The following is a 25,229-nucleotide window of genomic DNA, read 5'->3' on the forward strand; positions in this document are numbered from 1 at the left end:
CGGAACACCCGCGCGATCGGGTAGTCTCCGCGCTCTATGAACCTCGCGGATCTCACGGCGGAAGAGAAGCTCGCGCTCGGCGGGCTGGTGCGGTTGATCGTGCGCGCGGACGGCGCGTTCTCGGAGCTCGAGGAGGCTCGCATCGATCGCATCGGCGACGAGCTCGGCGGGCGCGACGCGTTCTGGAAGGTGATCTCCGACTCGGCGCAGGCGTTCCCCGACGAGCAGGGGATCCGCACCGCGACGCTGAAGGTCACGCGGCCCGAGGCGCGCGAGCTGATCCTCGGGGTGATCGCGGGCATCGCCGCGGCGGACACGATCTCGCCCGCCGAGATGGGCCTCATCGACGCGGTGCGCGCTGCCTGGGGAGTGAGCGCGTGAGCGTGCCGGGGGGGACGCCGCCGCCCGGCGGCGGTGGCTGGGGACCGCCGCAGGGAGGCGCCCCGGCGCCCGCGTATGGCGCGCCACCGCCGTCGTACTCGCAGCCGGGACCCCCGCCGGGTCAGGGTTGGACGCCGCAGCCGCCACAGGTCACGCCGCCGGGCGGGCCCAACGAGCCGAAGGGCACGTGGATCGGCGTCGCGCTCTCGGTGCTCTTCCTGCTGGGCTCGTTCCTCGCGTGCGCGGTCACGGGCATCGTCGCGGTGAACGAGAGCGAGCACTTCGCGATGCAGGTCGCCTACGTGACGGTGCCGACGATCGTCGCGGGGCTCTTCCCGTGGATCGTGGCGCTGCTGCTGCGGAAGAAGGGGACGGGCATTGCGGTCGGCGCGCCGATCGGGTGCGGATGCCTGACCTGGGTGGTCTCGCTGGTCGGGATCATCGTGTTCTTCGAGGTGATCTGGCCGGCGCTCTAGGGCGCTCTCGTCGCCGTCGCCGTTCACGACCACGTCGACGTGGTCGTGAACGACGCCCCGGCCTCAGCGATCCTGCGTCATGTCGCGGAAGCGCACGCCCGCGTAGCGCGCCGCGAGCAGCCACACCGCGACCAGCGCGATCACCGCGATGCTGAGCCAGCGGATCGTCGAGAAGTCGGTGAACACCGTGGTCACGAGCAGGCTCACGCCGACCGCGATCGACTTCGCGAAGCGCTGCACGAACATGTCGAGGAACGCCTTCGCCTTGTACTTCTCGTCGCGGCTCGTCGGCGTGTAGAGCGCTTCCTTCGCCGACTGGTTGATCGAGTAGCTGAACGCGTTGTCGGCGGTGTTGAGCAGGCTGCCGCTCCAGAGGATCGGCACGATCAGGTAACCCGTCGACGCGGCGAGGATCACCAGCGGCGTCGTCATCAGCGACACCACGAGCGGGAAGCGGCTCATCACCAGCGTCGTCACGAAGATCTGCACGAAGAGCGCGGCGACGTTGGTGATCGTGAAGACGAGCGCGAACTGCTCGCCGATCGCCTCGTCGTCGAGGAAGTGCGCGACCGTCGACGTGAACTGGAAGTCGAGCAGCGTCGACACGATCTCGTAGAGCCCGACGATCGCCGCGATCGCGAGGAGATACGGCGAGTGCGCCACCAGGCGCGCGCCGGCGATCACCGGATTGCCCACGTCGGGCGCGCTCGGCGCCGACGCTCGCACCGGCTCGGGATCGCGCGCCTCGCGACCCGCGACGACGCGACCGGCCAGGCCCGCGAGCAGCGCCGCGACCGCGGTCGTGCCCACGCAGATCCACAGCCACGTCGAGTGCTCGATCGAGTCGATCCACGCCGAGAGCACCGAGCTCCCGAACGCGCCGCCCGCGACGCCGCCGAGCACGATCGGCGGGTAGAGCCGCTTCGCCTCCTCGGGGCTCACGCTGTCGTTCAGGAACGCGAAGAACGTCGCGACCATCAGCGTCGTGTAGAGGTCGCCCAGCAGGTAGAACGACCACACGACGAAGTGGCCCGGGTCCGTGATGACGAGCGCGTACCCCGCGAGCGCGACCACGAAGAACCCCGCGAACACGAACGTGAGCTTCTCGCGGTGCAGCGTGCGCGAGAGCGCCGAGAACACGATCACCGCGAGCGCGGCGACCACCATGTTCGCGACCTTCGCGAGGAGCTCGGCCTGGGCGGCGTGCAGGTGCCAGCCCGCGAGGTCGAGCCCGTGCTCGTCGTAGAAGGCGACGAAGATCCCCTTCTTGATCGGCTTGAGCACCCAGAACGTCGCGATCACCAGGAAGAAGTGGGCGAACATCGGGATCGCCAGCGGCCACTCGCCGGGTCGCACGTCGAGGAGCGAGCGAACGGGCGATTTTTTCTGGGTATCGGGCACGTCGGGTCGCGCAGCTTGCCTCGACGATGGGCACGGCGCTCGCCGTTCCGAGCCTGGACGTTCGGGCAGCAACCCTGGCGCATTCGCGATCCGGGCATCAGGGTTTCCGCCGCGCTCTCCTCCTCCGACGTCCTGCCAGCGAGCTGTCGAGCTTGGCGAAGACCCCGCTCCTCCGAACCTCCGCGCTCGCGCTCGCGCTCGTCGCGAGCACGTCGATCGCCTCCGCGCAGGAGGCCGCGCCCAGCGCGTCGCCGAGGTCCGCGTCTGCCGGGGTCACCTCGCCGATGCCGCCCACGATCGTCGAGCCGGTGCGCGACTTCGCGCTGACCCTCGCGCCCGCGCCGGTCAGCGACGGGCGCTGGCGGGGCGGCATCCTGTTCGACGAGGCGTTCCGCTCGGCGATCCGGCTGAGCGCGGTCGAGGACCAGGAGATCGCGCGACACGTCAGCGACGTGTTGCTCCTCACGGTGCCGCTGGTCGCCCTCGTCGACGGCCTCGCGACGCCGCTCGCCCAGGGCAACGGCGAGCTCGCGTGGCGGGCGACGTTCGCGCACGTGCTCGCGCTGGGCGTGACGCTCGGCGCGGGTGAGATCGTGAAGCGCGCGGCGGGGCGTGCGCGGCCCTTCGAGCGCGACTGCGCCGAGGACCCCACGCGTCGCGGCTGCGGCGACTCCGACATCTTCTCGTCGTTCTACAGCCTGCACAGCGGCGTCACGTTCACGTCGGCGGGCTTCATGTGCGCGATGCACGGCGTGCGCGGCATGTACGGGAACACCGCGGCCGACGCGACCGCGTGCGGCGTGTCGATCGCGATGGCGGCGACCACCGGGCTGCTGCGGGTGGTCTCGGATCGCCACTACATCTCCGACGTGCTCGTCGGGGCGGCGCTCGGGTTCCTGGTGGGGTTCTTCCTGCCGCTCGCGATCGTGCCCGAGATCGACCACGCGCAGCCGACGCCGGTCACGCCGCAGGCCCTCGAAGGGCCGCCGCCGGTGATGATCGGGCCGACGTTCTCCGGAACGTTCTGATCATCGATCGTCGGAGAGGCTTCGGCGAGAGGCGCGGGGCGGTGGGTCCGACGCCCTGTGTGCTCGCGGGCTGCCGTACGAGAGGGCGCGAGCGTCGGGAAGCGGTGGGCGCATCGCGGCGCGCACTTCGCGCTCTGCCGCGATGCTTCGATCAGTCTGTGGTCGGCCTCGGTGGCCCCCGTCGCACGAGGGCGTCGGACCCACCGCCCCGCGCCCGGTACCGCGGTTCTGCCGCCTCGCGTGGTGAGGTGGTGGATGGCTCGCGCCCGGTCCGCGCTTCGCCGCGGCCCGGACCCTCGCGTGTAGCACCGCGCTTCGCGCGTGTGCGCGCTGGCGCGCGGTACGAGCTGCATGCGGATGGGCTCGATGAGGAGCGCATCGATCCTCCGCGCCCCGACGGGAGGATCGAATCCGGGTCGAGGGGGTGCGAATCGCCGTCGTGTGGGGCCTCGATCGCGACAAGCCGGCCGCGCGAGCCCGATGAGCTGGGCTCGGAAGGCCAGATGTCGGCCTCGCGACCCCGGTGCGCCGGCCTCGAGAGGCCAGATGTCGGCCTCGCGACCCCCGGAGGTGGCCTTTGGACCCCCTCCCTCAGGGGGGTGGGAAAAACAGGGCAATTGTGCCGCGAATTTGCGTGTTTCTTCGTCGGCGCGTGATCGAAATTCGATCGATCTGCGTCAACTCGCGATCGAAATTCGATCGATTTGTGTCGACTCGCGCGCGAATCGATCGCGCTCAGCCCCGCGGGCGTACGATCGGCAGGCTCTCTTGCGAGCGCAGCAGCTCCGCGACGATCTCCTCGCGGCTGCGCGCGCGGATCTCGGAGCGCGGGCGCGCTGCGAGCACCGGGATCAGCGAGCTGCGCACCGGCTCGGGCACGACGTTCTCGAGCAGCTCGATCGCGGTGCCGCGGATCTTCTCGTCATGCGCCGACAGGCCGCGCAGCGCGAGCTGCAGCGACTCGCCCTCGACCACCAGCGAGAGCAGCGTGAGCACGTACTGCAGGCTGCGGCTCGCGCGCATGCGCACCAGCTCGTCGAGCGAGATCGGCTCGTCGTCGTGGTGATCCGGGTGGTTCGGGTCGTGGGGCGCGATCGTCGCGACCGCGCTCCAGGTCGCGCCGCGCTCGCCGAGCTCGCGCTCCACCGCGCCGAACACGACGGTGCTCGGCGGCGCCAGCGCGGAGTCGGTCGACGCGAGGTGCACCAGCGCGCGCGCACACTGGAAGCGCACCTCGAGCCGCGGATCGTCGAGCCCCGAGATCAGTCCCTCCGCGGCGCGCCGCGACGTGCTCACCCGCAGCACGCGCGGGATGCGGAACCGGATCTCGAAGGGCGTGCGCAGATCGAGCAGCGCGTCGATCAACGTGCCGGTGACGCTCGGCGCGACACGACGGAGCGCGGCGAGCGCGTCGCGACCGAGCTCGGGGTGCGCGAGCAGGTGCAGCGTGATCGGCACGAGCTCGGCGTCGAGCGGCGCGTCGAGCGCGGCGCGGGTGCGATCGATCGCGCCCGACGCGATCGCGGCGAAGCGCTGCACGATGCTGGGCTCGGTCGGGTGCACCGCGGGCGGCGCCTCGCCCTCCACCTGCGGCTCGGGGTGCGACTGCACGTCGGCGGTCGCGGCGGCGATCGCCGCGGCCTCGATGCTGCTCAGCGCGGGGCTCTGCCGGCGCAGCGACTCGATCTCGGCGAGCAGGCGCTCGCGATCGATCGCCATCGCGGTGTCGGAGAGCGTGCGGCGTGTGGTCGCGTCGAGCGCGCTCTGCTCGTCGAGCTCGAGCGTCCCGCTGCGCAGCGCTTCCTGCAGCGCCTCGACGTAGCCGCGCGCGATCGAGGGGACCAGGAGCAGCGAGAAGAGCGCCGCGCCCGCCGCGACCACCGCGGGCACGATGCCCGGCATGTCGTGCCAGCCGTAGATCAGCGCGAGGACCGCGAGGCTCCCGAGCGCATCGCCGACGCGCGTCGCGGCCACGTCGACGAGCGTCTTGGTCGGCCGTTTGGTCTGGGGCGGCAGCGGCGTGAAGAAGAGCTCGTACGCCGAGCGATAGAGCGAGTTCGAGAGCACGCTCTCGGCGCCGCGCAGCACGATCAGCGCGCCGAACGGAAGGCCGAGCAAGAGGCCGAGGCCGCCGAACGCGACGACCAGCGGCGAGAGCGCGACGATGCCGTAGAGCGGGAGGCGATCGAGCACCGTGCGCCCGAGCCCCGACTGCACGAGGAACGTGACGAGGCTGGTGCCCGTGTAGAACCACGCGAAGAAGCGCACGAGCGAGGTCTCGTCGACGTACGCCGCGTCGGCCTGCGCCTTGAACGCGTAGTCGAGCAGCGCGGCCCACACCGCGGCGAGCAGCGAGAGCGCGGAGAGCGTGCGCAGGTACGGCGTGCGGCCGACGAGCTTCAGCGCGCGCGCGGTCTGCGGCTCGGAGAGGGGCGTGCCGTCCTCGTCGGCGAGGCCTCGCCCGAACCGGTGGATCAGCGCCCCCGCGGCGATGCTCGCGCCGGCGAGCACGAGCAGCATCGGACGCGCGCCGAGGTTGCCCGCGATCACGTCGGCCGAGACGCCGCCGAGCACACCCCCGAAGGTGCCGCCCGCCGCGACGCGCGAGACGAACGCGCGCGCCCGCCGGGGATCGTAGCGCTCCGAGACGAGGGTCCAGAACCCGCTGATCAACACCGAGCCCAGCGCCGCGACGTGCAGGTAGATCGCGACCGCGACTCCGTCGCGGAAGAGCGGCTGTGCGAGCCACTCGATCGCGAAGAAGGTCGCGTTCACGCCGAGCGCCGCGGGCACGGTGCGCGAGGGCCCGCGGACCGCCATCGCGTTCGACATCGCGAGCACGGCGAGCAGCGAGAGCAGCGCGCCCGCGCCCATGACGATCGGGAGGCGGCGCGGATCGAACGACGTGAGGAAGAGCGCGTCGCGGGTCGCCTTGCCCGCGACCTGCTGAGCGACGAGCAGCGCGGCCGCGCCGCCGGCGAGGAAGAGCTCCGCGCGCTTGGTCGTCGGCGATGCAGGTGCGCGCTCCCGCGTCACCTCGTCGCCGCTCCTCGCCCGACCATCAGAAGCCCTCCTGCATGCCCGCGGTGATGCGCAGCACGGCGGGCTCGGCGCCGCGCTCGAAGGTGTCGGTGCCGAACCCGATCTGGATCGTGAACGACTGATCGGGATCGCCGACCGTGCGCAGGCCGAGCGCGAACGACATGCGGAGCTTCGCGGGATCGAACCCGTCGAGCTCGGCGCCGAATGCGTTTCCGGTGGTGACGTTCACGAACCCGTCGACGGTGATCCAGATCGGATAACGGTACTCCAGCGTCGCCCAGACGATGCTCTCTCCGTAGAGCCATCCGCGCCGGAAGCCGACCATGCGGCCGCGCCCCGAGAGATCGGGCAGCTCGGTGAACGGCACCGGCAGCTCGCCGAGCGCGGTCGCGAATTCCGCGCCACCCCAGAGCCCGAGCGTGCGCCCCTGGCTGATCTCCCAGTACGCGCCCACCGCGCCGCCGTAGGTGAGCCAGCGGCGATCCTCGGCCTGGAGCAGGTCGAAGCCCTGCTCGACGAACGCCTCGACGCGCACGCCGCTGCCCTCGATCGGCCTCGGCTGTCGCGAGTCGATCGAGCCCTCGAGCCGCTGTCGGTACGCGACGTAGCCTTCCCAGCCCGGCGGGTACGGGAGCCAGCCCTGCGCGACTCCGTCGCTGAGCGTGAGCTGGTCGTCATCGTCGTCGATCCAGTCGGTGTCGTAGAACTCGTAGCCGCGCACGCCGGCCTCGATGCGAAGGTGGCTCGAGCGCCAGGGACGGAACGCGAACGCGATCTCACCCTCGACCGAGCGCGCGCCGTAGCGCACGAGCTCGTCGCTCTCGCCCTGTCCGTTCAGCGCGGCGAGCAGGTAGTCGGGGCGCATCGTGCCCGCGATCTTCGCCTGCACCATCGTGCCGTGATCGTCGAACGAATAACGATCGAGCACCGATGCGCGCAGCCAGTCGACGCCGCCGAAGCCGAGCTGGAAGCGCAGCCCGTTGCGCGGCACGACGACGTTGTCGGTCCAGAGGTAGAGCCCGCCGCTGGGCTGGAACCCGAAGTCGACGAAGAGCGTCGGCACGAGGCCCCACTCCGGCTCTTCTTCGGCGAAGGGCGGGAACTGGAACGCGCCCCAGCGCTCGCGCTCACCGGTCGTGAGGATCCATCCGAGCGGGCGGCGGATGATCCACTCGAACACGAGCTGCACCGGGAAGAAGATCACCCGCGGGATCCAGAGGATCGCGTCCTCGAAGGAGATGCCGGGATCGGGGCGGCCATCGAAGTCCGGCACCTCGCGGCGACCGATCGACGGAGGATCGCCCTCGATGTCGTCCTCCATGCCCTGATCGCCCGCGCTGTCGTCGGCGCGGCGCTGCTGCTCGGCGGCGCTCGCGCCGGGGCCGAGATCGTCGCCGTCCTCGCCGTCCTGTCCGGTCTGCGCGTGGACGAGCGTGGGGCTCGTCGCGATCGCGATCGCGACGATCGCTGGAAGCAGGACGCGCATCATCGACGGGGCTCCTCGACGCCGTGGAGGCGCTCGAGCCCGACGACGCGCACTTCGTCGCCGAGATCGTAGGCGTGGATGCGCAGCGGTCCGGTGGTCTCGCGACCCTCGGTGCGCGCGACGATCTCCGCGATGACGTATTGCGGCTGCTCGTGGCTCGCGCCGTCGGCGCGCGGCATCTCGACGCACACGCGGCCCTCGGGGCGCGTCTCGAGCGCGGTCGAGCGCGGCGTGTAGTCGTCGCCCGCGAAGCCGCGCGCGAGATAGACGCGCGTCTCGCTCGGGCGCAGCCCCGAGGTGATCGCGAGATCCTCGACGCACACGCGCGCTCCGTCCTGCTCGGGCACCGGGCTCGTCAGCGGCGACAGGCGCGTGAGCCAGCGCTCGAGCACTCGATCACGACGCCCGCGCACGATGCGGAAGACCTCGTCGCGCAGGGGCTCGGTCGACCAGCGGCCGCGCTGGATCAGCGCGCGCAGGTGATCGTCGCCGAAGCGCGCGACGATGCGGGTCATCCACGCCGCGTCGTGCTCGGTCATGCGCTCGTACGCGGGGTTGCCGTAGCCGGGGCGCCACTGATCGGGCTCGTAGCGCTCGAGGTCGTAGTAGCCGAGCACGTTGCCCGCGGCGCCGAACTGCGCGTGGTGCCACGGACGATCGAGCAGACCGAGCGTGAGGAAGTCCTCGGTCATGTGCTGCACGTCGAAGTAGCCCGAGTGCCCGAAGCGACGCGCGAGCGCGTCCCACGTGAAGAGGATCCCCAGCGTGTCGCTGAAGTCGATCATGTAGTGGCGCACGTAGCCGCGATCGCCGTCGACCTCGATCCACGCCGACATCGTGTTCTCCTGGCGGGAGTCGATGTGGCTGAGCCACGACGAGAGCACGTACATGCCGCGCACCTCGCGGCGGTGCTCGTGGGGGATCACGTCGTTCGGGTCGTGCGGCCACGTGCCCTCGTAGGTCCACGGCGCGATCGGCGCGCCGTCGATGAACTGCGAGAGGCTGAAGCGAAGGCGACCGTCGGGGAGCTCGACCGCCTTGTCGAGGATCTCGTCGACGGTGCGCTGCGAGAGCGGGCCGCGACGACCATCGGTGCGCCGCACCTCGGCCTCGGGATCGAGCACGAGCTCCTCGCGCCGCACGAACACCACACGATTGCACGGCGCGAAGAAGCCGGCGGACCAGTACACCGACGCGGCGATCGCGTCGCTCGCCGAGGGGCGCTCCGCTTGCAGATCGCCGTCGGGCTTCATCAGGTACATCTGCCCGTTCGCGTCGCGGACGAAGAAGCCGGGGTTCGAGCCGTCGGGCTTGCCGCGCACGATCGTGAGCGGTCCCGGCACGTCGTCGTCGATGCCGGGGGTCGCGGGATCGACGTCGGCGCAGGGCCCGTAGGCGATCTGCACCGGCGAGAGCGGGCCGCGCGAGAGACGGTTGGTGTACCAGCTCGAGTCCGGCACCTCGTCCATCGAGTTGACGTTCACCGACTCGCGATCGAGCTCGAAGCGCCACACGTCGGCGAGCGGCCGGAACACGCTGTTGTCGGCGCCGTCCCAGACGTACGGGGAGTACCACTCGGGCGGCTGTGGCGTGAATGGACGCCGGTCGCGATCCAGCCACATCGGCTCGGCGAGCGGGAAGCGGCGCAGCCCGCCGCCGCAGCCGGAGAGCAATCCGAGCGCGAGCGCGATCGCGACGAGCACGGTTTCTCGGCGATCTGCGCGTGGAACGGACCGGAACGGCACCATGGCGCGGCAATATCGCCGCCGATGGGGCCTGCGTCGAGGGGCCTGCAGGAGTGCTCGTCCCGGAGGGCCCGCACGGGAGCGCGCGGAGCGCGCGGACGGAAGGGACCGGAGCGGCGAGCCGATTGAGGGGCCTGCAGGAGTGCTCGTCCCGGAGGGCCCGCACGGGAGCGCGCGGAGCGCGCGGACGGAAGGGACCGGAGCGGCGAGCCGATTGAGGGGCCTGCAGGAGTGCTCGTCCCGGAGGGCCCGCACGGGAGCGCGCGGAGCGCGCGGACGGAAGGGACCGGAGCGGCGAGCCGATGAGGCGCCCCGGGTCAGCTCCTGGCGCCGAGATCGATCGCGACGCTGCGATCGCGGCCGGTCGACGCACCGTGCTTCGCGCGGTGGGCGCGTGCCGTCTCGAGCGATCCGCCGTGCTCGGTCCAGAAGCGCGCCGCGTCTTCTTCCGACCACGGCTCGATGCGCAGCGCCCGCAGCGAGGCGCGCAGCGCGCGTGCGCTCGCGGGACGTTCGCCCGGGGCCTTCGCGAGGCACTGCAGCACCAGCGCCTCGAGCCCTTCGGGCAGCGGCGCGCCGAGTCGCGCGCTCGGCGGCTCGGGCTCGGAGTGCAGGTGGTGCGCGCAGATCTCGACGACGTTGTGACCGCGGAACACGTGGGTCCCGGTGATCAGGAAGTACGTGAGCGCACCGAGCGAGTAGAGATCCGACGCCGGCGCCACGACGCCGGTGCCGATCGTCTCGGGTGCGAGATAGAGCGGCGTGCCGCGGATCGTCGCGTCGTGCGTCATCGAGCCCGCGGGGTCGCGCGCGAGATCCTTCACGAGCCCGAAGTCGACGACCTTCGCGACGTCGTGCTCGCCGGCGCGCGTGGTGAGGATCACGTTCGCGGGCTTCACGTCGCGGTGCACCAGGCCGAGCTCGTGCGCCTCGGCGAGCGCCGACGCGATCTGCGCGACGACGTGCACCACGCGCGCGGGCGGCATCGGCCCGGTCTCGCTCACCACGAGCTCGAGGTCGCAGCCCGGCAGATACTCCATCGCGTAGTAGAAGATGCCGTCGGGCGTGCGGCCGTAGTCGTAGATCTGCACCGTGTTCGGGTGCGTGAGGCGCGCGGTCTGACGCACCTCGCGCTCGAAGCGCGCGAGCATCTCCGCGCCGACGCGCTCGGGCGGCAGCAGCTTGATCGCGGTGGGACGGCGCAGGAGCGCGTGGTGCGCGCGGTAGACGACGCCCATGCCGCCCTCGCCGAGCTTCGCCTCGAGCACGTACTGACCGAGGCGTCGCGCCTGACGCACCTCGGCGCGCAGGCCGAAGATGGTGTGCGACGCGACGGTCGCGACGACGGTGGAGAACGCCGGCCACCCGAACGCGTCGATCATCGCGGCCCACGCGCGCGCGTCCCAGGGGCCGCTCGTCGTGTGGACGAGCCACGTGGTGAGCATCGAGATCACGGTGGCCGTGACGCCGAGCGCGAGGGTGCGCGACGCCGCGGAGGGCACGAGGATCGCGCGTGCCATCAGGAGCTCGGTGAGGAGCAGCGCCATCGTGCGCTCGAGCCCGAGGTTCGCGCGGGAGACCATCAGCGCGATCAGCACGTACGCGAGCAGGTTGCCGCCCACGTCGATCGCCTCGAGCGCGCCGCGCGCGCGGCGCCCGCTGCGGGTGAACAGCCAGATGCCGACGAAGAGCCCGATCAGCGCGACGTGCAGGATGCGGAAGCGCGTCGAGAGGTCGCCGAAGACGAGGTCGATGCCTGCGACGGTGGCCTCGACGATCAGCACCAGCACGAGGAAGGCGAGGCCGAGGATCGTGAGGATGCGTGCGTACAGCGCGAGCCGCGCCTGGTAGAACGCGCGGCTCTCGTCGTCGACCGAGCTCGCGTCGTGCCCCCGGCTGACCATCGCGGCGCGCGAGGATACGAGCGAGGCCTCGCGTTGGCGAGCCGCGCGCTCACGGGAGCCGGAACTCGCGGCGCATCACGTGCTCGAACGCGCCGAGCGGCAAGAGGCGTCGCGCCCACGCGGCGAACGTCGCTTTGCCGCCGACTCGGACCCGGAACGGCGGCGACGTGCTGGTCGCGAGCGTCGCGATCGCGTCGGCGACGCGCTGCGGGCTCGCGCCGCCGTCGATCTGCGCGCGGATGATCGCCTCGACACGAGCGCGTCCTTCGTCGTAGCGCGCCATCGGTCGCGCGGGGCGCGCCACCTGGATCCCGGTGCGGTGCGCGGCGGGCTCGACCAGCGACACCCGCACTCCGTCGGGCGCGACCTCGAGCCGCAGCGCCTCGGTGTAGCCCGCGAGCGCGTGTTTGCTCGCGGCGTACACGCCGTGGAACGGCACGCCGACGAAGCCGGAGAGCGAGCCCACGTTCACGATCGTCCCGCCCCCGTGCGCGCGCATGATCGGGAGCACCGCCGCGACCATCCGCATCACGCCGAGCAGGTTGGTCTCGAAGAGCGCGCGTGCTTCGTCGGCGCTGGTCTCCTCGCAGGCGCCGACCACCGCGCGCCCGGCGTTGTTCACCAGCACGTCGATCCGCCCGAGCGCGCCGACGCAGGCGCGCACCGATGCATCGTCGTCGACGTCGAGCGCGCGCATCTCGGTGCCGGGCGGGCCGCCCGATCCGCTGCGGCTCGTGCCGAAGACGCGGAAGCCGCGCGCCGCGAGCGTCGTCGCGGTCGCGAGGCCGAGCCCCGACGAAGCCCCGGTCACCAGTGCGATCCTGCTCTCCATTCCGTCACCTCCGAGCAGGACCTTGGTCGCGCCGCGCGACCGGGACGACTCAGCTTCCGATGGCCGTATCTGCGCGGAACTCCGACGGAAACGCGCAGTTGTGCGACGACGGCTCAGCTTCTATCGTCGCCTCGGATGCCGCCGCGCGATCGGACGAGACGCCGGGTGACGCCGCGCCAGGATCGTGCGCGCGCGAGCGTCGACGCGATCGTCGCAGCCGCCGAGATCGTGCTGCGCGAGGAGGGCTTCGCGCGCACCACGACGAACCGCATCGCGAAGCGCGCCGGCGTGAACGTCGGGCTCGTGTACCGCTACTTCGCGGGCAAGGAGGCGATCGTCGGGGCGATCACCGAGCGCGTCGCGGACGTGACGTTCGACGCGATCCGCAGCGCGCTCGAGGCCCACGCGTCGTCGCCGCTGCCGGTCGCGCTGCGCGCGGTGGTGATGGTGCTGGTCGACACGCCGGGCGTGGACCCGAGGCTCCATCGCGAGCTCGTCGAGCACCTCGACGTCACCCGTCGGCGCGCGATGGTCCAGGCGCTGCGCGCGCGCACGGCGACGCTGTTCGCGGCGTTCCTCGATGCCCGCCGCGACACGCTGCGTCCCGACCTCGATCGCGAGGCGCTCGTCTTCGTGATCGAGCACGCGATGGACGCGGCGACGCACGCGATCGCGTTCTATCGGCCCGCCGAGCTCGATCGCGACCGGGCGATCGACGCGCTCGTCGACCTGCTGTCGCGCGCGCTGCTTCCTACCAGTCGAGCGTGAGGCGCCCGTCGGTGCGCACCAGGCCGGCGGCCTCGAGCCCGCTGTCGGGCTCTTCGATGCGGCGATGCACGTGCTGCGCGGGACGCAGCGTCGCGTCGCGCCCGCGGGTGAACGACTGCTCCTCGACGATCACGCGATAGGCGCGCGCGAGATCGAGCGCGCGCTCGCGCGACGGAGTCAGGAGCCACGCGAGATCACGATCACCGCCGATCGACGCGCGCCGCACCGCGCGCTCGTCGAGCGCGCCGCCGGGCCAGAAGCGCGCGCGCATCTCGTCGTTGCCGCGCAGCTCGTCGGCGCCGCCGACCCGCTGGAAGTACTCGAGGACCTCGGGCGTGTCGTGGCCGCTCTGCGGCGCGTCCTGCATCCCGCGCAGATCCTGGAGGCGCCATCCGTCCGCCCCGGGCACCCTGCGCGGCAGCGAGAACACCGAGTCGATCGTCACGCCGAGCCCGCCGTGGCAGCCCATGCAGAAGCGGTGCTCTTCTTCGGTCTGCACCCGCAGCCGTCCGCGCGCGTCCTCGATGAAGCCCTGGAGCTGCCAGCCGAACGCGTTGCGAAAGCCGACGTCGGGCGAGCCGCGGAAGCTCGGCACGCGACCACGATCGCGCTCCTCGCGCTCGTCCTCCATCGCGGCGAGCAGCGATCCGCGATCGGGCGCGTCGACGCGGCGCATGTAGCGCAGCTCCTTCATCCGTCGCGAGCGCAGGTCGGGCGCGTCGGGATCGACGTAGCGGACGCTGTGCAGGTACTCGGTGCCGATCGGGTGCGTGAAGCGGATCACCGGCACGTCCGCGCCGCCGCCGACGTAGTGCGATGGGAGGCCGCGGATCGTCGTGATGCGCGACGAGAGCACGCCGTCGCCGTCGAGATCGACGCGGGCGATCGTCTCGTCGATCGGCTCGACCTCGTGATCGGGGCCCGAGCCCAGCGCGGCCTCGAGGATCGCGAGATTGATCGCGTGGATCTCGTCGGAGAGCACGCCGCGCGCGTCGCTGCGCAGCGCGCGGGAGAGGCGCACGAACACGTCGTCGCTCGAGCCGTTGGTCGGCCAGAACGTGCCGGGGAAGGGCTTGTATCGCAGCGCGCGCCAGCCGCTCCCGTCTCGCGCGAATCCGCGCTCGTCGAAGCCCCGATCGAAGTCGAGATCGGGCACGTAGCCGGCGTAGCCCTCGCGCTGCTCGAGCGCGCGTCGCAGCGCGACGTAGTCGTCCTCGCGGATCCACGCGAGCATCGCGTCGTCGTCCCAGCGCGCCGCGCGCTCGGTGCGATCGACGAAGAGGTTGGTCCAGCGGTTCTCGAGCGCGGCATCGGAGAACGCGTACTCGACCTGCAGATCCCAGTCGGCGCGCCCGAAGGGCCCGACGCCGACGGTGTGGCAGACGTAACAGGGGTTCGAGCGACCGTCGGTCGCCGTGTAACAGAGCGGCGGGATCGGCGCCTCGGGGTTCTCGACGTGGCCGCGCGACGCGAGCGCGGTCGCGAGCGGATCGTAGTCGTCTGGCGCTGCGGCTGGGGCGCCGCACGAAGCGAGCGCGATCGAGAGCACGAGTGCGCGTGAGGACATGGCGAGACCGTCGGGCGGAAGAAGGAGACGCGCAGGCGCCTGCTCGCACGAACGAGCAGGCGCCTCGATGGGATCAGCGAGCGCGGCGCGAGATCGCGACGACACCCGAGCGCGGGCGCGCGTAGAGATCGGTCGCGGGCCAGGTGCTCCACACGCTCTCGCCCGGGTGCTGCACCGCGACGAAGAACGTGCGCATGTCGCTCGAGAGCGTGGGCCCGGTGGCCTCGGCGTCGCTCGGCACCGCGATCACGCGGAACGGACGGCCGTAGGTCGCGGTCGCCGTGGTGCGGTGCGCGGGATCGAGATCGAGGTAGTAGACCGCGTCGGCGTGACCGCTGCGCCCGAAGGTGCCGTCGGTGCCGAACCACACGTGGCCGTAGCCGTCGATCATCAGGTTGTCGGGGCTGCCGAAGTCGTACGCGCCGTTCGTCGTGTTGCCGCGCGCGACGATCCAGAACGTGAACGTCTCGCTGGTCGCGGGCGTCGCGGGCGTGCCCTCTTCGATCGCGAAGATCGAGCCCGCGGTGTCGTTCGGGCGGTACGCCGCCGTCGCGTATGCGGTGGCGTCGGTGGGCGCGAGCGATCCGTCGTCCATCAGCGCGCGCTGGCCGGTCTGGTTCGTGAACGCGACGTAGAGGCGCGGCGTGCCGCTGGGATCACGCGGGTTCCACTCGACGTCCTCGGGGCGGTTCAGCTCGCGCACGCCGATCTTGTGGCTCGCGGTGAAGAGCGCGCGGCGCACCGCGTCGTCGGTCGCGAAGCGTCCGATGCCGTTCCACGTCGCGCTCGCGAGCGCAGCGCCGACCGTCATCGTCGCATCGCCGAGCGCCGCGCCGTTGGGCGCGAGGTCGGTGCTGGTGAGCGAGAGCTCGATCCAGCGGCCGGTGCCGCGCATCGTCTCGCTCGACGCGCCGCTGCGCAGCTCGTAGCCGTTCTGCGCCATGTCGGCGAAGTGCGCGACGTAGAGCGTGCCCTGATCGAGCAGCGCGCGGATCTGCGCGCGCGTCATGCTCGCGGTGTACGGCTGCGCGCTGACGAAGCGATAGATGTGGCCGCTCTGGCGATCGTCGGCGGCGTACACGACGACCGGCTGGCCCTCGATCAGCTGCCAGTCCTCGTCGGTCGCGAACGTCGCGTTCTCCCAGTGCGCGCGGCCCATCGCGCCGAGCTTGCGGTGACCGACGCCCTCGGCGTTGCGGCCGTACCACTCGTCGGGCGCTGCGGTGGGATCGATCTCGGTGAGGAACCCGTAGACGTCGCGCGGATGGCGCGCGCCCGCCGACGAGTGCCGGCCGAAGCCCGACGAGCTGCTCGGCGCGGTGAGGATCGCGACGTCGCCGCCCGGCGCGCAGGGACCCGCGGTGAAGCGCTGGCCGCTCCAGCACGCCTCGGCATCGCCGTAGTAGTCCTGCGCGTTCTCCTCGGCGGTGATGACGGTGCCCCAGGGCGTCTGGCCACCCGAGCAGTTCGCGAGCGTGCCGGTTACGACACCCGCCGGGAGCGCGGTGCCGTCGTCACGGGTGTCGGCGCTCACGGCCATGCCGGTCACGCGCGCGAGCGTCGCGCTCGTCGCGTCGAAGCGGCGGTTCGCCGCGTTGCGATCGACGCTCCAGGTGCCGCTCGCGGGATCGCGCACGATGTGCACCCAGCTGCCGCCGAGCTGACGGCGCGTCTGCGTGATGAACGCGTCGAGCGCGGGCTGATCCCACGTGCTCGAGAGCGGATCGTTCGCGAGCAGACCGCGACCCTGCATCCAGCTCGCGAGCGTGAGGTACTGACCGCTCGGCGGCGACGTCGGCGTCGGTCCGTCGTTCGACACGTACTCGTGGTTGACCCAGAGCCAGCCGCTGGTGCCGCTGCCGTTCCACTGCGGCGCGTCACCCGCGGTCGCGTCCCAGCCGTCGCCGAAGTACGCGATGTAGTCGGCGTTCGATCCGAAGAACGAATCGGTGTTGCCGCTGCGGAACGTGATCGGCTCGAGCCACGTCACGAGCGTCTCGTGCTTCAGGCCCTCGACCGCGCGCATGCTGTCGGTCGCGCGCGCGTCGAGCGGGAACACGACACCCTCGGGCAGCGTGCCCGCCGCGACCTGATCGACGAGCTCGGTCACGAAGGTCGGGATGTCGCTCGAGTCGTCGAACCCGACGCCGTCCTCGCCGTCTTCCCCGTCTTCACCATCGGTTCCGTCTTCACCGTCGGTTCCGTCTTCACCGTCGGTCCCGTCGGTGCCGTCCGTTCCGTCGGTGCCGTCCATGCCGTTCTGGCCGTCGGTCCCGTCCATGCCGTCGACGCCCGGCGGGCCTTGCTCGCCCGTGCAGCCCGTCGTCGCGAGCATGCCGCTCAGCGCGAGCGCACACGCTGCTCGCATCCAATCTCTGCGCATCTGTTGCCTCCCAGTCCTGCGACGGGGCGGACGATGCTCGGCGCACGTGGCGCGCGCGGAGGCGGCGTGTAGCGAAGCGCGGTCGGGTGCGTGACGTGCGGGTCGCGCGCTCTCGGTCCACGCTCGCGGCCCATGCGCATCGCCATCACCGGCGCGAGTGGGCTCGTGGGCGGCAACCTCGCGGACGTTGCCATCGCGGCGGGGCACGACGTCGTGTGCACCAAACGCGCGGGTAGTCGCGTCGAGCACCTCGCGCACCTGCCGATCCACTGGGCCGACGCCGACCTCGCGTCGGAGGACGATCTCGCGCGCGCCTTCGAGGGCGCGGAGATCGTCGTCCACTGCGCCGCGGTCGTCGTCACCGGCAAGGACGCCGACGAGGTGATGCGCGCGACGAACGTCGACGGCACGCGTCACGTGATCGACGCATGCCGTCGCGCGAAGGTGCGGCGCCTGGTGCACGTCTCGACCGTCGCCGCGATCGGCGTGAGCGACGGGACGCGCGACGCGACCGAGGACGATCCCTTCAACTTCGCCGAGCACCGTCTCCTCGACGGCTACTCGGAGACCAAACGCGCCGCGCAGGATCTCGTCGAGGCCGCGGCGCGCGCCGGCGAGATCGACGCCGTCATCGCGTGCCCGACGCTCATGTGGGGCCCCTACGACGCGAAGCCGAGCACCGGAAAGCTCGCGGTCGAGCTCGCGAAGGGACGCATCCCCGGCGGCACCACCGGCACCAACAACATCGTCGACGTGCGCGACGTCGCGCGCGGCCTGCTGCTCTGCGCGACCCGGGGGCGCAAAGGCGAGCGCTACATCCTCGGCGGCGAGAACGTCACGTACCACGAGCTCTTCACGCGCGTGGCGCGCATCGGCGGCTTCCCCGCGCCGCGCTTCGTCGTGCCGCGCGCGCTGGCGACGACGTTCGGCTGGCTCGGCGACGTCGCGCATCGCGTCGGGATCCCGACCGCGATCGACTCGATGTCGGTGCGCTGGGCCTACTGCCCGGGCTTCCGCTTCTCGCACGCCAAAGCAGCGCGCGAGCTCGGGTACGCGCCCGGCCCCGCCGACGAGGGCATCCGCGCGGGCATCGAGTGGATGCGCGGGCGCGGGATGCTGTGATCGAGCGTCACGGCTTTCGCGCCACCAGGAACGCCACCGTGCGCTCGGCGCCGACGTCCTTCTCCTCCACGTCGACGAAGCCCGCGTCGTTCATCTCGCGGACGATCGTCGCGCGATCGTAGATGCGCACCGCCGGCGCCTTGCCGAGCCAGCGCATGACCGCGAGGAGGCCGCCGTAGGGGACCCACGAATCACCCAGGCAGACGTTGGACGAGATGAAGACGCCGCCCGGCTCGAGGAGCTCGAAGAGCGCGCGCAGCGTGCGCTTCCGATCCGGCACGAGGTGCAGGATGGAGTAGGCCCAGACGCCGTCGACCTTCGCCGCGCCCAACGGGCTGCCGCCGTCGAGCGTGCCCACGTGGAAGGAGACGTTCGTCACGCCTTGCGACTCCTTCTTCCGGTTCGCGATCCGGATCATCTCCGTCGAGATGTCCATCGCGTGCACGTGCGCGGCGTGCCGCGACATCTCGAGCGCGAGCGAGCCGGTGCCGCATCCGATCTCCAGGATCGTCGCGTCGGGCCGTAGGTGCTCGCGCGTGATCGCCTTCTTGCGCTCGAACGCCGGCACGTCGTCGACCGGCTTGGCCGCGTACTTCTCGGCGATGTCGTCCCAGAACTTCGCGTCGGCGCTCGTCGTCTGCATCGAATCGACTCTACGACCGCGCTCGGCGCGCGCTCGGTGCGACTTCGGAACGCAGCGTCGCGTTTTCGGACCACCCGTCGCCCTCTCCGCGAAAGAGCGGCAGACGTTCCAGCAGTCCTCGCGTGAGCACCTCGCGCGCCGCGCGAAGTCGCGCGTTGTCGCGAAGGTCGCGGTGGCCGAGGAGCCAGAAGTCGCCGACGTGGCGGAGATCGGGCTTCGCGAGGCGCTCGAGCTCGGGGTCGGGATCTCCGGCGTACGTCGGCACCATGATCAGGCCGAGGCCCGCATGCGCCGCCTGGATCATCACGGCCATCGACTCGAACGTGCCCCAGAGCGGCACGCCGGGATGGCTCGACGATCCGACCAGCTCCTGCATGACCTTGTCGAGGTTGGAGCCGAGCCAGCGCACCGGACCTCCCCCGCGATCGGGATCGAGCCTGTCGGCGTGCGCCTTCGCGACGTAGTTGCACAGCACGATCGGGACGAGCCGACGTCCGATCAGATGCTCGGGTGGCGACGCGCCCAGCGCGAGCGCGCGCAGCGCGACGTCGGCCTCGCGCTTCGAGAGATCCAGGTACTTCGCGTCGGCGCTCAGCTCGAGCTCGATGCCCGGTTGTCGCTCGCAGAGCGGCGCGAGGCTGCGGACCAGGATCTTCGCGATGAACGGGTCGGTGCACGTCACCCGGATCGCGCCCTCGAGACGCGCGTCCTGACCCGCGACGCCCCGCTCGAGCGCCGCCATCTCGCGCTCGACGCGCTCCGCCCCGGCGACCATCTCGGTGCCCGCGTCGGTCAAGAGGTAGCCGTCGCGGTAGCGGTCGAACAGCTTCACGCCGAGCCGCGCCTCCAGCGCCTCGACGCGCCTCGCGACGGTCGAGTGGCTCACTCCGAGGGCGGCGCCCGCGGCGCGGACCGAGCGCGCCCGGGCGAGCGCGAGGAAATGTCGCACGTCGTCCCAGTCCACGACGCACGCAGTGTACTGCCTCTCCCGTCAGCTCGAGATTCGACCAGCGATTCTAGAATCGGTCGGCGAATCTCCGAGATTCGACCCCTGGATTTTGATCCACCCGGCGAATCTCCGAGATTCATCCCCCGACGTGGCTCGCCTACCGTGACCCGAGCAGGACGTTCGAGCGCGGGTCGAAGCCGATGCCCTCGGGCGCCTCGTCGCGGATGCAGTCGAGCGCCCACGCGAAGACGTTCCCGTGAGCGTCGTCGGGATCGCGCTCGTACATCTCCCAACGTCGCGGGTACGCTCCCGCGGCCGGACGGCGCTGCCCGCACGAGGCCAAGAATCCCGCGTTCTCGCCACCGGTGCCGCGCTTCGTGCGCTCGACGATCACGAGCCGGTACGCGGGGCCGTGCACCAGGAGCGCGCCGGCGGAGCCGCCGTCATGGGCCTCGCGCGCGTTCCGATCCAGCTCGACGCGGAGCTCCGCCGGGAGCGGGTGGCGGGCGAGCCGCGCGTGCAGTCCGGAGAGGCTCGCAGAGGCCTCCTTCGGAATGGCGAAGTACCACATCGACGCGAGCCTCCGCCGGCGCGCTCCGGATGTCGAGCGCAGCATCCGCGCGGGCATGCGCGCGCGGGATGCTGCGATCGAGCGGGGCCCGGGACGTGCTCAGCGGCTGCAGTCGATGCGCACGACGTAGGGATCGAGCACCGAGCCGACGAAGTAGAGGTCGTCGTTCTCGTCGATCGCGAGCCACGAGTCGGCGCCCGCCGTCGTGTACTGCGCGCGGTTCGCGAGGTGCAGCTCGTCGACCGGGTGCGGCACCGCGGGGTCGTAGCCGCTCTCGAACTCGATCGTGCTGCGCGCGTCCTCGTCCCCGGCGACGATGCGCGTCGCGCCCTCGAGCGTCACCCCGAAGATCAGGCCCTTGAAGTAGACGAAGAGCTCCTCGCCGTCGGTCGTCATGCCGCCGACCTGCAGCGACGCGCTCGAGTCGAAGCCGAGCACGTCGGCGCGCCCGCGCAGCACGTCGCTCTTGGTGCCGTCGGACAGTCGCACCGCCTCGAGGATCACCTGGTTCGCGGTGTCGTGCGCGTAGAGGTACAGCACGCCATCGAGCACCAGCATCGAGTCGACGATCACGTCCTGCGCGCGACCGTCGTACGTGCTCTCCACGCTCGCGAGCGTCGACACCGTGTGCGCCGCGTCGTTCGCGATGCGGCGGATCGACGCGTTGCCCTCGTCCCACACGTAGAGGTCGCCGCGCTGGTCGATCGTCATGCGGCCCGGCAGCGCGAACTGCGCGGTCGCGCCCGGTCCCTCGGTCTCACCGACGTTCGGCGGAGACACCGGCGTGATGTCGGTCGTGTCGACGCTGGTGCCCGCCCAGAAGTGCACTTCGCACGCGCTCGGATCGAAGGGATCGGTGATCTTCAGCACCGCGTTGCCGGTCTGGTCCATGACGAAGAGCGAGCCCTCGGCGTCGGCCGCGAGGTCCTGCAGGTTCGCGAAGCGCGCGCTCGCGCACGGGCCGTCGAGCAGCTGCTGGCTCGTGCTGTCGACGCCGGCGACGCGATGCACCGTCGGGCTCGCCTCCGAGAGATCGCTCGCCCAAACCTCCTGACCGACGACCGTCACCACGCGATCGCCGACGAAGATCGGCTCGCGCCACCCGAGGGGACGACCCTCGACGCCGCGCAGCGGATCGCCATCGTTCGCGTGCACGCCTGGCTCGGCGTCGTGCTCGGGGTGGCCGGAGAGCAACGAGCCGGTCGTGCACGTGAGCGCGCCCGCGCTCGTGCTCGCGTCGGGCTCGTCGGTGCTGCCGTCGCCGCCGTTCGGCTGCGCGTCGCGCGCGCCTGCGTCGTTCGTCGTGCCGGCGTCGGGATCGGCGCTCCCGCCGCCGCATGCAGCGAGCGCGAGAGCCAGGAGACACACCTTCCAGGTTCGACGTTCCATCGCGAGACACCTCCTCCGCGTGTGCGGCGGGGCGTCCTCAGCACGGGCCGTTCCTGGGCGAAAATCCTAGAATTTTGTGCGCATCGCCCGAGCGCGAGTGGGACGGTCCCATGCGACCGTCCCACTCGGCGCGCGTCACAGCGAAGGCGGCTCGAAGTACCAGGTGCGGTAGCGACGAACGCCGAGCTCGATCTGGAGCAACAAGCGGCTCGTGCCCGTCGGCGTGGTGCCCCGGTGCAGCGTGTAGGGATCGCCGAGGAAGCCCGTGCCCGCGGGCCCGCACACCGTCACGACCTCGTTCGCGCCGTACGTCGCGACGAGCGACGCCTCGGGGATCGCAGAGACGCGCTGTCCTGCGAGCTGATGCGCGAACGTGCGCTTCCGGCCGCTCCTGCGGATGTACGCGTGCGGCCCGGCGCCCGGGTCGACATCGCTCAGGTAGAAGAAGACCTTGAGCGTGCGGTAGTCGTTGATGTCGCAGTGGAAGACCTGCGCGTCGCGCGTGCGCTCCGCGAGCGTCCCGCTGCTCGTGGGGAAGCTCCACGCGAGCTCGCTGCGCAGGTGGACCGGCTCGCGCCCGAGGTACGCGCGCGCGATCACGAGCAGCAGCGGATCGTCGCGAAGCGCGCGGAACGCCGGCCACGTCTCCTGCTGGTCGAAGTAGCTCGCCAGCCGCACCGGACGGCCGAGGCGCGCCTCGAGCGCCGCACGCTGATCGACCCGGAACGGCAGCGCGGGATCGCGGTCCGCGTAGCAGGGCGCATCGCCGGCCGCGGCGCGCAGCGATGCGATCACCTCGGGCGCGAGACGCAGGCCGACGTAGTAGCCCTCGTCGTCGAGCGCCGCGAGCGCGTCGTCGATGCCGCCGGTGAGCGTCAGGCACGACGCGTCCGTCGCGCGCTCGCCGCTCCCGAGCGCGCGCACGTCGCTCCGCCTCGCCAGCGCGCGCACCGCCTGGAAGCGCGCGAGGGTCTTCATCCAGAAGAAGCTGGGATCGCGGCTCATGTAGCCGATGTTCTTCCGCGCGTACGCCACGAAGCGCTGCCCCGACGAGCGACGTGGAACGTTCATGCGAGCCGCACATCGACACGATCAGGTGCATCCAAAGAGCGCGTGTGGCGGAGAATTTCCCCGCGCTCGACGCGACGTGTGCGCAGACCACCTCGCGATGCGCCGTCGCGAGCGCGCGACGTGCTAGCAGTAGCCGCATGTCCGATGCGCTCTCCGCGCTGGAGCGAGCCGAGCTCCCGCCTTCTCCCCGCCGCGTCTTCTGCAACCGCACCCTGAACTTCCGCGGCATCGAGGCGATCGGCTTCGACATGGACTACACGCTCGTGCACTACCACGTGCACGTCTGGGAGCAGCGCGCGTACGAGCACCTCAAGCGCCGGCTCGTCGCGCGTGGGTTCCCGATCGACCACCTCGAGTTCGATCCCGACATCGCCGCGCTAGGCCTCATCCTCGACGTGCCGCGTGGCAACCTCGTCAAGGCGAACCGCTTCGGCTACGTGAAGCGCGCCGCGCACGGCACGCGCATCATGTCCTTCGAGGACCAGCGCGCCGCGTACGAGCGCACCGTCGTCGATCTCGCCGACCAGCGCTGGATGTTCCTCAACACGCTCTTCTCGCTGAGCGAGGCGTGCATGTTCGCGCAGCTCGTCGACCTGCTCGACGAGGGCAAGCTGCACGTCCAGCGGCTCTCGTCGCCCGGTGTCGACCCCGCCGATCCCGCGGGCGAGGGCGTGATGAGCTACCTGCAGCTCTACGAGGTCGTGCGCCGCAGCCTCGACGCGACGCACATGGAGGGCGAGCTCAAGGCGGAGATCATCGCCGCGCCCGAGCAGTACGTGCAGCTCGACGAGGAGCTCCCGCTCGCGCTCAAGGACCTGCGCGCCGCCGGCAAGAAGCTCGTGATCATCACGAACTCCGAGTGGCACTACACGCAGGCGATGATGCGCTACGCGTTCGATCGCTACATGCCCGAGGGGCAGACCTGGCGCGACCTCTTCGACCTCGTGATCGTCGCCGCGCGCAAGCCCGCGTTCTTCACCGAGCGCATGCCGGCGTTCGAGGTGCTCGACGAGGCGGGACGGCTCTTCCCGGTGCAGGGCAAGCTGCAGCTCGGCAAGGCGTACCTCGGCGGCAACGCGCGGCTCGTCGAGTCGAGCCTCGGCATCCCCGGTGAGTCGCTGCTCTTCGTGGGCGATCACATCTTCGCCGACGTGAACGTCAGCAAGAGCGTCAATCGCTGGCGAACCTGTCTCGTGCTGCGCGACCTCGAGGGCGAGCTCGCCGCGCTCGAGTCGTTCAAGCCGGTGCAGCGCGAGCTGAGCGCGCGCATGCACGACAAGGAGCTGCTCGAGCACCGGTACTCGCAGCTCCGCCTCGTGCTGCAGCGGCTCGAGCAGGGCTACGGGCCGGTGCCCGAGGGCGTGACGATCGGCGCGCTGCGGGCCCGCATGCGCGAGCTGCGCGCGGAGCTGGTCGCGCTCGACGAGCGCATCGGGCCGCTCGCACGGCAGTCGGGCGAGCTCGTGAGCAGCCGGTGGGGCCTCTTGCTGCGCACCGGGAACGACAAGAGCCATCTCGCGCGGCAGATCGAGCGGCACGCGGACGTGTACACGTCGCGGGTCTCGAACTTCCTGTACTCGACCCCGTTCGTCTATCTGCGCTCGCCGCGCGGCTCGCTCCCCCACGACTCGGGCCCCGAAGGCGGCGTCGACTGAGCTCGGATCAGAGGTTCACGCGCCAGCCGTCGTGGGTCCATCGCAGGATCGCGCGGCCGAGCGGGTCGGGATGGCGCATCGCGATCGCGTGCGTCGCGTCGAAGAGGCGATCCACCTGCGGCAGCGCGCCGATGAGCAACACGCCGCGCGCGGGCGCGGACGCGAGCATCGTCCCGCCGAGCGCCTCTTCGATCACCGGCCACTGCTCGCTCAGCAGCAGGCGATCGCACTCGTGCAGATCACCGACGTCGCGCACGTAGACGCCGGGCGAGCCCGGGAGATCCTCGAACGCATCGGCGGGCGGTAGGCGCGCTCGGAGGTTCGCGAGCGCGACCTCGTGGAGGCGCGCGGGATCACCGAGCCCGAGCGACGCCAGCATCTCGGGCACCGGGAACATCGTCGACGCGGGACGATCCACGCCGTAGACGAGCGCGAGATCGCCCGCGAACGGTCGCGAGATGCAGCCACGCAGCGCGAGCTGCACGAGCTCGCGGGAGCGCAGCGTCGCGATGACGTCCTCCGCGCGCTCGGGTGGCGGCTCGACCGCGTCGGCGATCGTCTGGAGGAACATCGAGATCGTGTGGTCGCGCTCGCGATCGCCGGGGCACGTCGCGAGGTGTGTGCGGAGGCCCTCGAGCCGGATGTGCACCGAGCGCACGCCGATCCGCAGGGTGATCGTGATGACGCTCGTGACCTCGGCGCGCAGGTGCGGCCATCGTCGCTCGATGCGCGATGCGACGTCGCGCGCGAGGGTGTCGTCCACGCGCGTGAGCGTAGCGCGGGGGTTGACGCGCGTCGTGAATTGGTCCAACCAAT

The 25,229-nt window shown here is 71.4% G+C and carries 20 protein-coding genes; 6 read left to right on the forward strand and 14 right to left on the reverse strand.

All coding sequences use genetic code 11. From position 1 onward, the window contains the following. Positions 1-36 precede the first annotated feature (36 nt). Entirely contained in the window at positions 37-381 is a 345-nt protein-coding gene (locus I5071_RS44360; protein WP_236519478.1) for a hypothetical protein, read from the forward strand. After that, positions 378-857, forward strand: coding sequence for a hypothetical protein (locus tag I5071_RS44365; protein WP_236519479.1), 480 nt, complete (start codon positions 378-380; stop codon positions 855-857). Before I5071_RS44360 ends, I5071_RS44365 begins: the two co-directional genes overlap by 4 nt. Positions 858-920: 63 nt before the next feature. Here I5071_RS44365 and I5071_RS44370 read toward each other — a convergent pair whose 3' ends face one another. Then, complete coding sequence (locus I5071_RS44370; protein ID WP_236519480.1) at positions 921-2,213, reverse strand: NTP/NDP exchange transporter; 1,293 nt, start codon at positions 2,211-2,213, stop codon at positions 921-923. Positions 2,214-2,410: 197 nt separating this feature from the next. On the opposite strand from I5071_RS44370, the gene I5071_RS44375 reads away from it, so the two are divergent. Further along, entirely contained in the window at positions 2,411-3,286 is an 876-nt protein-coding gene (locus I5071_RS44375; RefSeq protein WP_236519481.1) for a phosphatase PAP2 family protein, read from the forward strand. Between the two features lie 735 nt (positions 3,287-4,021). Here I5071_RS44375 and I5071_RS44380 read toward each other — a convergent pair. The 5 genes from I5071_RS44380 to I5071_RS44400 form a co-directional block, all read right to left on the reverse strand. Then, entirely contained in the window at positions 4,022-6,322 is a 2,301-nt protein-coding gene (locus tag I5071_RS44380) for a hypothetical protein (protein WP_236519482.1), read from the reverse strand. Between the two features lie 25 nt (positions 6,323-6,347). After that, complete coding sequence (locus I5071_RS44385; protein WP_236519483.1) at positions 6,348-7,817, reverse strand: hypothetical protein; 1,470 nt, start codon at positions 7,815-7,817, stop codon at positions 6,348-6,350. Next, positions 7,814-9,517, reverse strand: a complete 1,704-nt coding sequence (locus tag I5071_RS44390; RefSeq protein ID WP_236519484.1) for a hypothetical protein — start codon at positions 9,515-9,517, stop codon at positions 7,814-7,816. Before I5071_RS44390 ends, I5071_RS44385 begins: the two co-directional genes overlap by 4 nt. Positions 9,518-9,876: 359 nt before the next feature. Further along, the gene (locus I5071_RS44395; RefSeq protein WP_236519485.1) at positions 9,877-11,463 is read right to left on the reverse strand and encodes a serine/threonine-protein kinase; all 1,587 of its coding nucleotides are present in this window, start codon (positions 11,461-11,463) and stop codon (positions 9,877-9,879) included. Positions 11,464-11,512: 49 nt separating this feature from the next. Beyond that, complete coding sequence (locus I5071_RS44400) at positions 11,513-12,295, reverse strand: SDR family NAD(P)-dependent oxidoreductase (protein ID WP_236519486.1); 783 nt, start codon at positions 12,293-12,295, stop codon at positions 11,513-11,515. Positions 12,296-12,460: 165 nt separating this feature from the next. Here I5071_RS44400 and I5071_RS44405 point away from each other — a divergent pair, with 165 nt between their 5' ends. Then, positions 12,461-13,063, forward strand: coding sequence for a TetR/AcrR family transcriptional regulator (locus I5071_RS44405; RefSeq protein ID WP_236519487.1), 603 nt, complete (start codon positions 12,461-12,463; stop codon positions 13,061-13,063). Here I5071_RS44405 and I5071_RS44410 read toward each other — a convergent pair. Further along, positions 13,047-14,630, reverse strand: a complete 1,584-nt coding sequence (locus I5071_RS44410; protein ID WP_236519488.1) for a hypothetical protein — start codon at positions 14,628-14,630, stop codon at positions 13,047-13,049. The two genes, I5071_RS44405 and I5071_RS44410, sit on opposite strands and share 17 nt — an antisense overlap. 73 nt (positions 14,631-14,703) lie before the next feature. Then, positions 14,704-16,998, reverse strand: coding sequence for a PhoX family protein (locus tag I5071_RS44415; protein ID WP_236519489.1), 2,295 nt, complete (start codon positions 16,996-16,998; stop codon positions 14,704-14,706). Between the two features lie 147 nt (positions 16,999-17,145). Here I5071_RS44415 and I5071_RS44420 point away from each other — a divergent pair, with 147 nt between their 5' ends. Next, positions 17,146-18,135, forward strand: coding sequence for an NAD-dependent epimerase/dehydratase family protein (locus I5071_RS44420; protein ID WP_236519490.1), 990 nt, complete (start codon positions 17,146-17,148; stop codon positions 18,133-18,135). A 7-nt stretch (positions 18,136-18,142) separates the two neighbouring features. Here I5071_RS44420 and I5071_RS44425 read toward each other — a convergent pair whose 3' ends face one another. The 5 genes from I5071_RS44425 to I5071_RS44445 form a co-directional block, all read right to left on the reverse strand. Then, positions 18,143-18,778, reverse strand: a complete 636-nt coding sequence (locus tag I5071_RS44425) for a class I SAM-dependent methyltransferase (RefSeq protein ID WP_236519491.1) — start codon at positions 18,776-18,778, stop codon at positions 18,143-18,145. Positions 18,779-18,788: 10 nt separating this feature from the next. Next, on the reverse strand, positions 18,789-19,742 hold the full coding sequence (locus I5071_RS44430; RefSeq protein WP_236519492.1) for a LysR family transcriptional regulator: 954 nt from the start codon (positions 19,740-19,742) through the stop codon (positions 18,789-18,791). Between the two features lie 142 nt (positions 19,743-19,884). After that, on the reverse strand, positions 19,885-20,298 hold the full coding sequence (locus I5071_RS44435; RefSeq protein WP_236519493.1) for a hypothetical protein: 414 nt from the start codon (positions 20,296-20,298) through the stop codon (positions 19,885-19,887). 99 nt (positions 20,299-20,397) lie between these two features. Then, positions 20,398-21,687: a hypothetical protein gene (locus I5071_RS44440; RefSeq protein WP_236519494.1), complete on the reverse strand. Its 1,290-nt coding sequence runs from the start codon at positions 21,685-21,687 to the stop codon at positions 20,398-20,400. A gap of 135 nt (positions 21,688-21,822) precedes the next feature. After that, positions 21,823-22,758: a hypothetical protein gene (locus I5071_RS44445; protein ID WP_236519495.1), complete on the reverse strand. Its 936-nt coding sequence runs from the start codon at positions 22,756-22,758 to the stop codon at positions 21,823-21,825. Between the two features lie 137 nt (positions 22,759-22,895). Here I5071_RS44445 and I5071_RS44450 point away from each other — a divergent pair, with 137 nt between their 5' ends. Beyond that, positions 22,896-24,413 carry an HAD-IG family 5'-nucleotidase gene (locus I5071_RS44450; protein ID WP_236519496.1) on the forward strand — a complete coding sequence of 506 codons (1,518 nt, stop codon included), beginning with the start codon at positions 22,896-22,898 and terminating at the stop codon, positions 24,411-24,413. Between the two features lie 7 nt (positions 24,414-24,420). Here the strand turns inward: I5071_RS44450 and I5071_RS44455 are convergent, their stop codons facing one another. Next, on the reverse strand, positions 24,421-25,176 hold the full coding sequence (locus I5071_RS44455) for a hypothetical protein (protein WP_236519497.1): 756 nt from the start codon (positions 25,174-25,176) through the stop codon (positions 24,421-24,423). Positions 25,177-25,229 lie beyond the last annotated feature (53 nt).

Origin of the sequence: Sandaracinus amylolyticus (assembly GCF_021631985.1) — a bacterium.
GTDB classification, from domain to species: Bacteria; Myxococcota_A; Polyangia; order Polyangiales; family Sandaracinaceae; genus Sandaracinus; species Sandaracinus amylolyticus_A.

Excerpts from the sequence above, each read along its gene's own strand:
- I5071_RS44360 (WP_236519478.1), top strand. The coding sequence starts at position 37 with ATGAACCTCGCGGATCTCACGGCGGAAGAGAAGCTCGCGCTCGGCGGG.
- I5071_RS44385 (WP_236519483.1), bottom strand. The coding sequence starts at position 7,817 with ATGATGCGCGTCCTGCTTCCAGCGATCGTCGCGATCGCGATCGCGACG.
- I5071_RS44395 (WP_236519485.1), bottom strand. The coding sequence starts at position 11,463 with ATGGTCAGCCGGGGGCACGACGCGAGCTCGGTCGACGACGAGAGCCGC.
- I5071_RS44400 (WP_236519486.1), bottom strand. The coding sequence starts at position 12,295 with ATGGAGAGCAGGATCGCACTGGTGACCGGGGCTTCGTCGGGGCTCGGC.
- I5071_RS44410 (WP_236519488.1), bottom strand. The coding sequence starts at position 14,630 with ATGTCCTCACGCGCACTCGTGCTCTCGATCGCGCTCGCTTCGTGCGGC.
- I5071_RS44415 (WP_236519489.1), bottom strand. The coding sequence starts at position 16,998 with ATGCGAGCAGCGTGTGCGCTCGCGCTGAGCGGCATGCTCGCGACGACG.
- I5071_RS44420 (WP_236519490.1), top strand. The coding sequence starts at position 17,146 with ATGCGCATCGCCATCACCGGCGCGAGTGGGCTCGTGGGCGGCAACCTC.
- I5071_RS44425 (WP_236519491.1), bottom strand. The coding sequence starts at position 18,778 with ATGCAGACGACGAGCGCCGACGCGAAGTTCTGGGACGACATCGCCGAG.
- I5071_RS44435 (WP_236519493.1), bottom strand. The coding sequence starts at position 20,298 with ATGTGGTACTTCGCCATTCCGAAGGAGGCCTCTGCGAGCCTCTCCGGA.
- I5071_RS44440 (WP_236519494.1), bottom strand. The coding sequence starts at position 21,687 with ATGGAACGTCGAACCTGGAAGGTGTGTCTCCTGGCTCTCGCGCTCGCT.
- I5071_RS44445 (WP_236519495.1), bottom strand. The coding sequence starts at position 22,758 with ATGAACGTTCCACGTCGCTCGTCGGGGCAGCGCTTCGTGGCGTACGCG.
- I5071_RS44450 (WP_236519496.1), top strand. The coding sequence starts at position 22,896 with ATGTCCGATGCGCTCTCCGCGCTGGAGCGAGCCGAGCTCCCGCCTTCT.